Here is a 12,658-nt window from a genome sequence, read left to right on the forward strand (position 1 = left end):
AACGCAGGCTTTGGAGCGTGGGTAACCCGGCAGGACGCCGGGTTAGCCGTCCTGGGCCAGGGATGGCCCATGACGGCGGCCCACGGTCCAAAGCCTGCGTGAGGGCACACCGAGCCTAGGCGAGGTGCCGAGTGGTGGGGAAAGAGCGTTTTGCTTACTTTTGCGCTGTTCAAAAGTGAGCCGCTGTAAGAGCGGAACCAATGGCGGCCATCACCCAAATAACGGATATACACCCACAACCAAGCGTAAATACCAACCCCACAACGTCAAAGTTTGTAATCAGTATCCGTACGCTCCAATTGCCGAATCAACGCATTCCAGTGCCGCGCCACCCCCGGCCCATCCCCGCTCTTGAACACTTCTGCCTGCTTCTCCACCTTGGCCACCACCTCCGCCGGCGGAAAGATCAACTCGGCATTCCCCCCCGCCTGCGCCGCAATCTGGATATTGCACGCCCGCTCCAGCCCCTGCAGCTGCTGGAACGCATGCTCCACACTCACCCCCGCCGTCAGCAATCCATGGTTGCGCAAGATCATCACACTCTTGTCCCCCAGGTCCGCCACCAACCGCTCACGCTCATCCAGGTCAAGGGCCACACCTTCATACCCGTGGTACGCAACGCGCCCGGAAAACCCGATGGAATGCTGGGAGATCGGCAACAACCCGCCCTTCTGCGCCGACACCGCAATACCGTCGCGCGTATGCGTATGCAGCACGGCCTGCAAATCGTGGCGAGCCCCATGGATAGCGCTGTGGATCACATAGCCCGCATAGTTGATCCCCAGGCCCGTAGGGTCATCGACAATCGTGCCGTCGATATCCACCTTGACCAGATTCGAAGCGCTGATCTCATCGAACAACAGCCCGTAGGCATTGATCAGGAAATGCTCCTCAGGCCCCGGAACCCGGGCGGAGAAGTGCGTGTAGATGTGGTCGGTCCACTTGTACAAGGCCGCCAGCCGATAGGCCGCCGCAAGTTTAACGCGCACCTCCCACTCTTCCGGGGTAACCCGCTGGCGGACGTTGTTCGAGACACTGGAGATCGAGGTGACGCTGCTCATGGCAAAACTTCCTGGATGGCCTTAAGGACTTCCAGGCAAGCCTAGGGGATGACCAAAAATAATAAAAAGTACATTTTAATCTAAGCTAATTATTATTTTTTTTCATATCACGTCGCATTGCGCACCTTGTGCAACGACGCCGCCACCAGCTTGCCAAACGCGTCCACCGGCCCTTGCAGGTTGCCCAGGAAATGCGGGTAGATCAGCCACAGGTCCATCACCGGCTTGAAATCCTTCAGTGGCATGGCCGCCAGTTGATCGCGATGGGCACTGCGCTCCAGCAGCGGGCGTGGCACCAGGCCGAGGCCCAGGCCGTCAGCCACCAGGCCCAGTTGCAGCTCGGTGCCGAAGGTCTCCAGGTTGACCCGCAACGCCAGGCCCTGGTCCGACAGGGTGCGTTGCAACCCGGCACGGAAACCGCAGCCATCCGGGTTCAGGATCCAGCCATTCTGGTACACGTCCGCCAGCTTGCAGGGCTTCTTCGGCAGTTGGGCCTTGGCACACACCACCACCAGTTCCATCTTGCCGATGGACTCGCCGACGATGTTGTCCGGGAAGATCTTGCCCGCCGGAAACAGCGCCGCCGCCGCGTCCAGTTCGCCGCGCTCGATCTTGCCCACCAGTTGGCTGCCCCAGCCGGTAGCCACCTGGGCCCGCAGCTCGGGGAATTCACTGCGCAGGTGCTTGAGGGCGTCCAGCAACACCACGTCGCCAATGGTCTGCGGCACCCCCAGGCGCAGCAGGCCGGTGGGCGGCGCGTCGGTGGCCACCAGTTCACGCAGGGCGTCCATTTCCCGAAGGATCGAACGGCACTGTTCATACACCCGCGTTCCGATCAAAGTAGGCTTGAGCGGCTTGGTGTTGCGGTCGAACAACTCCACCCCCAGCGCCTGCTCGAAGTTCTGCACGCGACGGGTAATGGCCGGCTGGGTCAGTTGCAGCGACTCGGCGGCATGGCTGATGGACTGGCAACGAATCACTTCGACAAAGGCATCGATATCGTCAATTTTCATTTGGGCCGCACATAGAGAACAGTCATTAAGATGTGTGAAAAGCATAGTTCCATAAACGGTGGCTGGATAGCCCAACCCCCGGATCGATAACGTCTAACGCTATTCAAACCGGTTCTAAATTACTTTCCGCTATAACCTAATCATTAAAAAATAGCATATTAACTATAAACATTATGCTTAGATAAACCCATCACCACGAACCACCCACGATGGAATTGTCATGACCCAGGCCCGACACCCGGAGAGACTCAGAGCATTCATTGGCGCCCTGGCGGAATTGATCGACGGCAACCCTCGCGAAGGCGACCTGCTGCACCGCGGCGGCAAGCTACTGGCGCAACTGGTCAGCCACGATGACTGGCTGCCGGACGAGTTTGCCCAACCCGACCCCGAGCGTTATCAGCAATTCCTGCTGCACGCCGATTCGCGCCAGCGCTTCAGCATCGTCAGCTTTGTGTGGGGGCCGGGGCAGACCACGCCGATCCATGACCATCGCGTGTGGGGGCTGATCGGCATGCTGCGCGGTTCCGAGTATTCCCAGGGCTTTGAGCGTAACGCCGAGGGCGCACTGGTCGCCGACGGCAAGCGCATCCAGCTGGAACCCGGCCAGGTGGAAGCCGTGTCGCCGAAGATCGGTGACATCCATCAAGTCAGCAATGCCTTCAGTGACCAGGTGTCCATCAGCATTCATGTGTATGGCGCCAACATCGGTGCGGTGCGCCGCGCCGTGTACCAGCCGGACGGCAGCGAGAAACTGTTTATCTCCGGTTATTCCAACGCTTTTCTCCCGAACATCTGGGATTTGTCCAAAGACGCCCTGTCCAAAGAGAGCCCTGCCCCATGACTCTATCGAACCGCAGCTTCGCCCAGATTCGCCAGGCCCTCCTGGACCGTGAAGAAGTCGCCCTTGTGGATGTGCGCGAGGAAGCGCCTTTCGCCGAATCCCACCCGCTGTTCGCCGCGAATATCCCGCTGTCAAAACTGGAACTGGAAGTGTATTCACGCATCCCACGCCGGGATACACAGGTGACGGTGTACGACAACGGTGAAGGCCTGGCACAGATCGCCGCCCAGCGCTTGCAGGCGCTCGGCTATACCGAGGTCAGCCTGCTGGAAGGCGGCCTGGACGGTTGGCGCAGCGCCGGTGGCGAGCTGTTTATCGACGTCAACGTGCCAAGCAAATCCTTTGGCGAGCTGGTGGAAAGCCAGCGCCACACACCGTCGCTGGCGGCTGAAGAAGTGCAGGCGTTGCTCGACAGCAACGCCGACGTGGTGGTGCTCGACGCCCGCCGCTTCGATGAATACCAGACCATGAGCATTCCCACCGGCATCAGCGTGCCCGGCGCCGAACTGGTGCTGCGCGCCCGTGAGCTGGCACCGGACCCGGCCACGCGCATTATCGTCAACTGCGCCGGGCGTACCCGCAGCATCATCGGCACCCAGTCGCTGATCAATGCCGGCATCGCCAACCCGGTGTCTGCCCTGCGCAACGGCACCATCGGCTGGACCCTGGCCGGGCAGAAGCTGCAACACGGCCAGGCTCGACGCTTCGCGCCGACCTCGGAAGAACACCGCCAGATCGCCGCCAGGGACGCCCGCCAAGTCGCCGACAAGGCCCGCGTAGGCCGCGCCACCCTCGCCGACCTGCAACGCTGGCAGCAGGAAGCGACGCGCACCACTTACCTGTTCGACGTACGCACCCCGGAAGAATTCGAAGCCGGCCACCTGCCCGGCTCGCGCTCCACACCGGGCGGCCAACTGGTGCAGGAAACCGATCACGTCGCCAGCGTACGCGGCGCCCGGCTGGTACTGGTGGATGACGACGGCGTGCGGGCCAATATGTCTGCGTCCTGGCTCGCACAACTGGGTTGGGAAGTGCATGTGCTGGATGACCTGCAACCTGCGCACTTCAGCGAACCGGGGGCCTGGGTTGCCCCCGTCCCGGCGCCGCAACAGGCCGAACTCATCAGCCCGCACACCCTCGCCGAATGGCAGGTTCATGGCGACACCGCAGTACTGGATTTCACCGCCAGCGCCAACTACGTCAAGCGCCACATTCCCGGTGCCTGGTGGGCGTTGCGCGGGCAGTTGCCCGAAGCCTTGCGCAAGGTGCCTGCTGCCGAACGCTACGTGTTGACCTGTGGCAGCAGCCAGCTGGCGCGCCTCGCGGTGGCGCAAGTCGAAGCGCTGACCGGCAAGCCCGTGTTCCTGCTGCAGGACGGCACTGCCAGCTGGATCGCCGCGCAACTGCCGCTGGAGGAAGGCGAGACCCGCCTCGCTTCACCGCGCATCGACCGCTACCGCCGCCCGTACGAAGGCACCGACAATCCGAAGGAAGCCATGCAGGCCTACCTCGACTGGGAGTTCGGCCTGGTGGACCAGCTGGCCCGCGACGGCACCCACGGGTTTTATGTGATCTGAACACCCCCAGGAGCGAGCCCGCTCGCTCCTCTTCCCACTGCCAGCCGACCCCTTCTCCAGGCGGAGGCGACTGAACGCAAGACCTAGCCTGGAGCCCGCCTGATGCGCTTTACCCTTGCCCTTTTACTGGCCGCCCTCACCCTGGGTGCGACTTGCCAGGCCGCCGACCTGCAGCCCCTGCGAGTGGCCAACCAGAAATCCACCATCAAGGCGCTGCTGGAAGTCGCCGGCGAAACCCGGGATGTGCCCTACGAAATCCAGTGGTCCGAGTTCCCCGCCGCCGCACCGCTGGGCGAAGCCCTCAACGCCGGGGCCGTGGACATCGGCGCGCTGGGGGATGCGCCCTACGTGTTCGCCCTCGGTGCCGGAGCACCGCTGAAGGTGGTGAGCATCATCCACGCCGAAGGCCGCAACACCACCGCGCTGATTGTTCCGAAAGATTCCCCGATCCACGATCTTGCCGACCTCAAGGGCAAGCGCATCGTCACCACCCGCGGCTCCATCGGGCACTTCCTGGCGATCAAGGCGCTGCGCAGCGCCGGCCTTTCCACCCACGACGTGCAGTTCATCTTCCTGCTGCCCAGCGAGTCACGGCTGGTGCTGGATAACGGCACCGCCGATGCCTGGTCGACCTGGGACCCCTACACCACCGTGGTCACCAGCCAGAGCCAGGCAAGGGTCCTTGCCAGCGGCAACAACCTGCTGAGCAATCACCTGTACCTCGCCGCCACCAGCAAGGCGATTGCCGACAAGCGCGTGCAGCTGGACGACTTCGTGGCCCGGGTCGACCGCGCCTACCGCTGGAGCAACGATCACCCGCAGGCGTTCGCCGCCGCCATGGCCAAAATCACCGGCTTGCCGCTGGAGGTGCACGTAGCCGTGGCCAACGCCACCCATATGCAACCGGTGGCGATTGACGACTCGGTGATCAGCGGCCTGCAAACCACCGCCGACATCTATCAGGACGAAGGCCTGCTGACCAAACACATCGACGTCTCCCAAGGCTTCGACAAAAGCTTCAACGCCAAACGTGCCCCGCTTACCCAGGCTTCCCGCTAAAAGGAGAGAGAACATGAGCAAACGCCAACTGAAACTCGGTGCCATGGTGCACGGCGTCGGTCACGGCTGGGGCGAATGGCGCCACCCGCAGGCGCAACCCAATGCCAGCGTCAACTTCGGGTTCTACAAGCATCAGACGCAACTGGCCGAAGGCGCGAAGTTCGACTTCGTGTTCATCGCCGACAGCCTGCATATCCATGAAAAATCCAGCCCGCACTACCTCAACCGTTTTGAACCGCTGACCATTCTTTCGGCCCTGGCGGCCCTGACCTCGAACATCGGCCTGGTGGCGACCGTCACCGTGAGCTACACCGAACCGTTCCAGGTGGCGCGCCAGTTCGCCTCCCTGGACCACATCAGCGGCGGCCGCGCCGGCTGGAACGTGGTCACTTCGTGGCTCAGCGGCACCGCCGACAACTTCGGCAAGGCCGAGCACCCGCCCCACGCCGTGCGCTACCGCATCGCCAGGGAGCACGTGAATGTGGTCAAGGGCCTGTGGGATTCCTGGGAAGACGATGCCTTTGCGTACAACAAGCAAAGCGGCGAATTTTTCACCCCTGGCAAGCTGCATGCACTGGAACACAAAGGCGAGTTTTTCTCGGTCAAGGGCCCGCTGAATATCGCCCGCTCGCGCCAGGGCCAGCCGGTGATTTTCCAGGCGGGCACTTCCGAGGACGGGCGCAATTTTGCCGCCGAAAACAGCGACGCGATTTTTGTCCATGCCGAGACCTTCGACGAAGCCAAAGCCTACGCCCAGGACTTGAAGAAACGCGCCCGCAGTTTTGGCCGTGATGCTGATCAGTTGTCGATCCTGCCGGGCATCCGGCCGATTGTTGGCCGCGACGAAGCCGAGGTGGAAAGCCGCTATCAGCAAGCTGTGGAGCTGGTGACCGTCGAGGACGCAATCGTCGCCCTGGGCCGCCCGTTCAACGACCACGATTTCAGCAAGTACCCGCTGGACGAACCCTTCCCGGAACTCGGCGACCTGGGCTCCAACAGCCAGAAAGGCGGCTCCGACCGCATCAAGCAACTGGCCCGCGATGAACGCCTGACCCTGCGGGAAGTGGCCCTGCGGTTCTCCCGGCCCAAGCGCGATTTTGTCGGTACCCCGGAGCAGGTCGCCGACGCGATCCAGACCTGGTTCGAAGCCGGCGCGGCCGACGGCTTCATCATCAATTCACTGCTGCCGGACGGCTTGCAGTACTTCACCGAGCTGGTAGTGCCGGTGCTGCAACAACGCGGGCTGTTGCGCAGCGAATACAGCGGCGCCACCCTGCGGGAAAACCTTGGCCTGGACGTGCCGGCGAACCGCTACAGCACCCCGTTCGAAACTCAACCAACGCAGATCGCCATCTGACCAGGGCACGACCATGACGAACACGATCAAACACGGACAGTTCAATCGTCGCGGCTTCCTGGGTGCCAGTTCGATTGCCCTTGGCGCGCTGGGCCTCGCCTCGCTGGTGCCCCGGGCTTTCGCTGCACCTGCGAAGCTCTCGGACCTGACCCTGGCCGTCGCCACCTACCGTGGCCAGGACTCGTACTTCACCGACGACGCCGGCACTTCCAACACGCCCTATAAAGTCGACTACGCCGAGTTCGCCGGCGGCAACCTGATCGTCGAAGCGCTGGCCTCCGGCAGCCTGGACATTGGCGGCATGAGCGAGATCCCGCCGATCTTCTCGATCCAGAGCCACCGCGAGCCTAAGCTGATTGCGGTGCTGCAAGGTGACGTGAATAACCAGGTGATCCTGATTCCCAAGGAGTCGAAAATTGAATCCATCGCCCAGTTGAAAGGCAAGCGTGTGGGCTATGTGCGCTCCACCACCTCGCACTACTTCTTGATCAAGGCCTTGAAGGAGCAAGGGCTGACCTTCAACGACATCACCCCCGTGGCACTCACGCCACAGGACGGTTTCAGCGCGTTCCAGAGTGGCCAGCTGGACGCCTGGGTGATCTACGGGGTGTTTATCCAGCTGGCGAAATTCCGCAGCGGCGCCCGGGTATTGAAAACCGCCCTCGGCTACCTCTCCGGCAACTACCTGATCGGCGCCCGCCCCGCCGCCCTGGAAGACCCACTGCGCAAACAGGCGATCCAGGATTACTTGCAGCGCCAGGCGCGCACGCTGGAATGGATGAACAACAACCCTGAGCCGTGGGCTGAAAAATCGGCGAAGTTGCTCGGTGTAGACAAGGCAGTGTTCCTCGACGTGTACAACAACCGCAGCCAGCCCTACAGCGTGATCGAGGTGAACGACCAGGCCATCGCTTCGCAACAGGAAGTGGCGGACCTGTTCTTCAATGCCGGGGTATTGAACGAGCGGCTGGATGTCAGCCCGTTGTGGGACCGGCAGTTCAAGTTGCTGCCGATATAACCCGCCTTCGAAAACGCCGAATAACCCATGTGGGAGCGGGCTTGCTCGCGAAAGCGGTGGATCAGCCAACGGATGTGCAACCTGACACACCGCTTTCGCGAGCAAGCCCGCTCCCACATTTTGAACGAGTACACCCATCATGAGCCTTTCTTCTCAACCGTCACTGCGCTCCGTGGAAGTGGCCAATTTCGAAGCCTTGCTGGAACGCCTCAGCGCCCAGCTCGCCGCCACTGCACACAGCGTTGATGAAAGCGGCACCTTCCCCCACGACAACTTCAAGCTGCTGCACGAACACGGCCTCGTCGCCCTGACCGTGCCCAAGGCCCTCGGCGGTGGCGGTGCCAACCTGAGCCAGGCGCGCAAGGCCATCAGCGCGATTGCCAAGGGCGAGCCGTCCACCGCGTTGATCCTGGTGATGCAGTACCTGCAACACACGCGCCTGCAAGACAGCAAAACCTGGCCGCCCGCCCTGCGCATCCAGGTCGCCGAAGACGCTGTGCGCAATGGGGCGCTGATCAATGCCCTGCGCGTCGAACCCGATCTCGGCACCCCGGCCCGTGGCGGCCTGCCCGCGACCATCGCCCGGCGTACCGCCGCCGGCTGGCGCATCAGCGGGCGCAAGATCTACTCCACCGGCAGCCATGGCCTGAGCTGGTTCAGCGTGTGGGCCCGCAGCAGCGATGAAGACCCGTTGGTAGGCGCCTGGCTGGTGCCCAGGGACAGCCCCGGCATCAGCATCATCGACACCTGGGACCACCTCGGCATGCGCGCCACCTGCAGCCATGAAGTGGTGTTCGACAACGTGCTGGTGCCGCTGGACCACGCGGTCAGCGTCAGCCCCTGGAGTGCACCGCAGGCGGAACTGGACGGTGACGGGTTCCTGTGGATGTCGGTACTGCTCTCATCGGTGTACGACGCCGTGGCCCAGGCCGCGCGCGACTGGCTGGTGGACTGGCTGGAACAACGCAAGCCGTCCAACCTCGGCGCCGCGCTGTCGACCTTGCCGCGCTTTCAGGAGACCGTCGGGCATATCGACACTCTGCTGTTTGCCAACCGCAGCCTGCTGGACGCCGCCGCCGACGGGCACACCCCGGCAGCCCACGCCGCACAGATCAAATACCTGGTGACCGGCAACGCGATCCGTGCCGTCGAGTTGGCCATCGAGGCGTCCGGCAATCCCGGCCTGTCCCGACACAGCCCACTGCAGCGGCATTACCGCGACGTGCTGTGCAGCCGCGTGCATACCCCGCAGAACGACGCGGTGCTGCAAGGCGTCGGCAAGGCCGTCTTCGCTCAACGACATAAGGAACGCCCATGAGCCAGGTGATTATCGCCAGCCAGCTGGACGAAGATTTCAATCAAGTCATCCGCCAGCGCCTGGCCCTCACGCACCCCGGTGCCGAGGTGATCAGCGTGCCGGCCGGTGTGCCCAGCGACTTGCCGGCCCAGGCCAATATCCTGCTGGCCCGGCCGATCAATGTGCGCGGCTACACCGCGCCGGACACACCGCCACCGGGTTGGCCGTACGGCGTGCAGTGGATCCAGGTGGTGTCGTCGGGCATCGACTTCTATCCCAGGTGGCTGTTCAACGGGCCGCCGGTGAGCACCTCACGGGGCAGCGCCGCCGAAAACCTCGCCGAGTTCGCCCTCGCGGCAATCTTCGCGGCGGCCAAGCATTTGCCGGATATCTGGGTAAAGGATGCCCAGTGGCAGTTCACCCCGCTGCGCCCGCTCAAGGGCACCACCCTGGGGATTCTCGGGTTTGGCGCGATTGGCCGCAGCCTGGCGCAGAAGGCTCATGGGTTGGGGATCAAGGTGGTGGCATTACGCCAAAGTGACACGCCGTTTGACGTGGAGGGTGTGGACGCGGCGCGGGATATCCATGACCTGTTTGCGCGTTCCGATCACCTGGTGCTGGCAGCGCCACTGACGGAGGCCACACGGCATATCGTCGATCGGGAGGCGCTGGCGAATGCCAAGCCAGGGTTGCACCTGATCAATATTGCCCGGGGAGGATTGGTGGATCATGAGGCGCTGCTGGAGGCGCTGGACAGCGGCCATATCGGGCTGGCTTCGCTGGATGTGACCGAGCCCGAGCCATTGCCGGACGGGCATGCGTTGTATGGGCATCCGAGGGTCAGGGTGTCGCCGCATACGTCGGCGATTTCGACCAATAGCCGGCATGACATTGCGGACAGTTTCCTGGGCAATCTGGAAAGGTATCTGAGCGATCGGCCGCTGGAAAACCTCGCTGATACCCAACGCGGTTACTAAACCCAACAGAGATCAAAATGTGGGAGCGGGCTTGCTCGCGAATGCGGTGTTTCAGTCACTATCAATGTTGACTGAGCGACCGCATTCGCGAGCAAGCCCGCTCCCACATTTGTTTTTTGTAGGCTGAAAAATATCATCAGCCTTACGCATCACATTCAAACCAATACATACCTGTTTTTTATAATTAACTTATAGCTAATCGGACTTTTACGCCCGGCATTTATACAAATACTGTTACATCCAGTACCGACCCCTGACCAGGTGGAGGCCCAATTTTGCCTAAACCGTCAACCACCTCAGGGGTCCATCATGAGTCCTACCGCCGTACCCAATCGCCTGGCACTGGCCATCTCCCTCGCCCTGTTCGGCCTCGCCGTTCACGCCGACGACACCGCCCTGCCGGTGGTCAATGTCACCGCCGAGCACCGCAGCGAAGACCTGCAAAAAACCCCGCTGGCGATTTCCGCGTTTGATGAAAAGGCCCTGGAAGACAAGCAGATCAACAGCGTGCGCGACCTCTCGGGCCAGGTGCCGAACCTGACACTCAGCCGCCAGTCGATCTCCTACAGCGCGCAGACCTACGGCATTCGCGGTATCGGTGAAACCGACCCGATCCAGGAAGCCGCCGTCGCCGTGTATGCCGATGACCTGTACATCCCGCGTGCGATTTCGTCGATGCTCGACTTCAACGATGTGGAGCGTGTCGAAGTGCTGCGCGGGCCCCAGGGCACCCTGTACGGGCGCAACAGCAGCGCCGGTGCGATCCGCGTGATCACCCGCGATCCGACCCAGGAAACCCGTGGTTTTGTAGAGCTGGGCGCCGGCAACTACGACGCGCAGAACGCACGCCTGCTGATCAGCGGCCCGCTGGTGGACAACGCGCTGTTCGGCAGTTTCTCGGCGATCCGCCTGAGCCGCGACGGCACCGTCTCCGACCCCACCCGGGGCAAGGATGTAAACAACGTCGACATCCAGTCCTACCGCGGCAAGCTGCGCTACAATCCGGTGGATTCGCCGTGGGATGTGCAACTGACCCTGGCCGGTACCTTCGACCGGGGCGACACCACCAGCTACACGCCTTTCGACGCCAACGGGCATTTCGACAAATTCAAGAGCTACAGCAGCCTCGACCCGAAAAACCGCCTGGACCAGGGCAGCTCGGTACTGCGGGCGATTTACGCGATCAATGACAACCTGAACTTCAAATCGGTGACCGCCTACTCGGCGTTCCACCAACCGGTGGACTACGACAACTCAGGGCAAGCCGCGCTGATCCAGAACAACCTGATTCTCTACAAGCAGAACTATGCGACCCAGGAGTTCCAGCTCAACGGCGACTACGACGATTTCAGCTTCAGCACCGGGGTGTACCTGTACCGCGAGAAGTTCGACGCCGACCGCGACAACCTTACCTATTCCATCGCCCGCAATCGGGTGATCGGCCAGGGCCAATACAGCACCACCAACACCGAAAGCTATGCGCTGTATGGCCAGGGCACCTACAAGCTGACGCAACAACTGTCGCTGATCGCCGGCCTGCGCTTTACCCGCGAGCACAAGAATTTCGACTTCACCAACTACGCGATCAACACCGACCGGCAAATCACCGGCACCAACTTCACCGCCGAGTCGAGCAAATCCTGGCAGTCCACCAGCCCGAAGATCGGCTTCGAATACGCCTGGACCCCGCACCTGAACCAGTACGCCTACGTCGCCAAGGGCTTCAAGGCCGGTGGCTACGACAACCGCGCCCCCACCCAGGCCGCCGCCGAACAGGCGTTCTCCCCGGAAGACGTGACCACCTGGGAAACCGGGGTCAAGGGCGACTTCTTCGACCAGCGCCTGCGGGCCAACGTCGCGCTGTTCTACAACGACTACAAAGACCTGCAAACCAACGCCTATGACCCGGCGCTGGGGGTGAGCCTGCGCACCAACGTCGGCCGTGCCCACACCTACGGCGTGGAGCTGGAAACCCTCACCGCCCTGAGCCGCGACCTGCAACTGACCGCCAACGTCGGCTACCTGCAAAGCAAGTACGACGACTTCCAGAACGCCAGCGGTGCCGGGGTGGATGCCAACGGCAAGCAATTGGTGTTCTCGCCACGCTGGAACGCGAGCGTTGGCCTGAACTACACCATCCCGGCCGGGCTGCCGGGCACCTGGCTGGCAGGCACCGATGCGCAGTTCCAGACCAAGTCCTACGCCAACGCATTGAACGACGACATCCAGGAAATCCCGCAACAGACCTTCTGGAACGCCAACACCCGCTACATCAGTGGCGACGGCCACTGGACCACCACCCTGGCGGTGAAAAATCTGCTGGACCGCGCCTACCCGCAGTCGGTGGGCTACGTGCCCTCCAGCGGCGCCCGCTACTACTCGGTCAACGACCCGCGAACCCTGTTGCTGACCGTGCGCTACGACCTCTGACAAACCGCTATCTCAAGGAGCGAAT

The 12,658-nt window shown here is 62.5% G+C and carries 10 protein-coding genes; 8 read left to right on the forward strand and 2 right to left on the reverse strand.

What is annotated here, in order from left to right; all coding sequences use genetic code 11:
* Window positions 1-266 precede the first annotated feature (266 nt).
* Both ACIOMR_RS11975 and ACIOMR_RS11980 read right to left on the reverse strand, forming a co-directional pair.
* Complete coding sequence (locus tag ACIOMR_RS11975; RefSeq protein ID WP_401194250.1) at window positions 267-1,061, reverse strand: class II aldolase/adducin family protein; 795 nt, start codon at window positions 1,059-1,061, stop codon at window positions 267-269.
* A gap of 107 nt (window positions 1,062-1,168) precedes the next feature.
* Window positions 1,169-2,074 (reverse strand): LysR family transcriptional regulator, encoded by a 906-nt coding sequence (locus tag ACIOMR_RS11980; RefSeq protein ID WP_401194253.1) that lies wholly within the window; start codon window positions 2,072-2,074, stop codon window positions 1,169-1,171.
* Window positions 2,075-2,294: 220 nt separating this feature from the next.
* Between ACIOMR_RS11980 and ACIOMR_RS11985 the strand changes: the two genes are divergently transcribed.
* From ACIOMR_RS11985 to ACIOMR_RS12020, 8 genes are all read left to right on the forward strand, one after another.
* On the forward strand, window positions 2,295-2,918 hold the full coding sequence (locus ACIOMR_RS11985) for a cysteine dioxygenase (protein ID WP_008434600.1): 624 nt from the start codon (window positions 2,295-2,297) through the stop codon (window positions 2,916-2,918).
* Window positions 2,915-4,495: a rhodanese-related sulfurtransferase gene (locus tag ACIOMR_RS11990; RefSeq protein ID WP_401194256.1), complete on the forward strand. Its 1,581-nt coding sequence runs from the start codon at window positions 2,915-2,917 to the stop codon at window positions 4,493-4,495. The genes ACIOMR_RS11985 and ACIOMR_RS11990 overlap by 4 nt, the downstream gene beginning before the upstream one ends.
* A 102-nt stretch (window positions 4,496-4,597) precedes the next feature.
* Window positions 4,598-5,554: an ABC transporter substrate-binding protein gene (locus ACIOMR_RS11995; protein WP_003211301.1), complete on the forward strand. Its 957-nt coding sequence runs from the start codon at window positions 4,598-4,600 to the stop codon at window positions 5,552-5,554.
* Window positions 5,555-5,567: 13 nt separating this feature from the next.
* Entirely contained in the window at window positions 5,568-6,911 is a 1,344-nt protein-coding gene (locus ACIOMR_RS12000) for an LLM class flavin-dependent oxidoreductase (RefSeq protein WP_008434605.1), read from the forward strand.
* Window positions 6,912-6,924: 13 nt separating this feature from the next.
* Window positions 6,925-7,929, forward strand: a complete 1,005-nt coding sequence (locus tag ACIOMR_RS12005; RefSeq protein WP_003211303.1) for an ABC transporter substrate-binding protein — start codon at window positions 6,925-6,927, stop codon at window positions 7,927-7,929.
* 139 nt (window positions 7,930-8,068) lie between these two features.
* Entirely contained in the window at window positions 8,069-9,247 is a 1,179-nt protein-coding gene (locus ACIOMR_RS12010; RefSeq protein WP_401194261.1) for an acyl-CoA dehydrogenase family protein, read from the forward strand.
* Window positions 9,244-10,203: a D-isomer specific 2-hydroxyacid dehydrogenase family protein gene (locus ACIOMR_RS12015; RefSeq protein ID WP_177008637.1), complete on the forward strand. Its 960-nt coding sequence runs from the start codon at window positions 9,244-9,246 to the stop codon at window positions 10,201-10,203. Before ACIOMR_RS12010 ends, ACIOMR_RS12015 begins: the two co-directional genes overlap by 4 nt.
* 309 nt (window positions 10,204-10,512) lie before the next feature.
* A complete protein-coding gene (locus ACIOMR_RS12020) occupies window positions 10,513-12,633 on the forward strand; it encodes a TonB-dependent receptor (protein WP_401194264.1) in 2,121 nt (706 codons plus the stop codon).
* Window positions 12,634-12,658 lie beyond the last annotated feature (25 nt).

The sequence above is a fragment of the Pseudomonas sp. NPDC087814 genome, assembly GCF_044742865.1.
Taxonomy (GTDB): Bacteria; Pseudomonadota; Gammaproteobacteria; order Pseudomonadales; family Pseudomonadaceae; genus Aquipseudomonas.

Bases quoted from the DNA above. Each gene is read 5' to 3' on its own strand.
- ACIOMR_RS11975 (WP_401194250.1), bottom strand. From the start codon at position 1,061: ATGAGCAGCGTCACCTCGATCTCCAGTGTCTCGAACAACGTCCGCCAG.
- ACIOMR_RS11980 (WP_401194253.1), bottom strand. From the start codon at position 2,074: ATGAAAATTGACGATATCGATGCCTTTGTCGAAGTGATTCGTTGCCAG.
- ACIOMR_RS11985 (WP_008434600.1), top strand. From the start codon at position 2,295: ATGACCCAGGCCCGACACCCGGAGAGACTCAGAGCATTCATTGGCGCC.
- ACIOMR_RS11990 (WP_401194256.1), top strand. From the start codon at position 2,915: ATGACTCTATCGAACCGCAGCTTCGCCCAGATTCGCCAGGCCCTCCTG.
- ACIOMR_RS11995 (WP_003211301.1), top strand. From the start codon at position 4,598: ATGCGCTTTACCCTTGCCCTTTTACTGGCCGCCCTCACCCTGGGTGCG.
- ACIOMR_RS12000 (WP_008434605.1), top strand. From the start codon at position 5,568: ATGAGCAAACGCCAACTGAAACTCGGTGCCATGGTGCACGGCGTCGGT.
- ACIOMR_RS12005 (WP_003211303.1), top strand. From the start codon at position 6,925: ATGACGAACACGATCAAACACGGACAGTTCAATCGTCGCGGCTTCCTG.
- ACIOMR_RS12010 (WP_401194261.1), top strand. From the start codon at position 8,069: ATGAGCCTTTCTTCTCAACCGTCACTGCGCTCCGTGGAAGTGGCCAAT.
- ACIOMR_RS12015 (WP_177008637.1), top strand. From the start codon at position 9,244: ATGAGCCAGGTGATTATCGCCAGCCAGCTGGACGAAGATTTCAATCAA.
- ACIOMR_RS12020 (WP_401194264.1), top strand. From the start codon at position 10,513: ATGAGTCCTACCGCCGTACCCAATCGCCTGGCACTGGCCATCTCCCTC.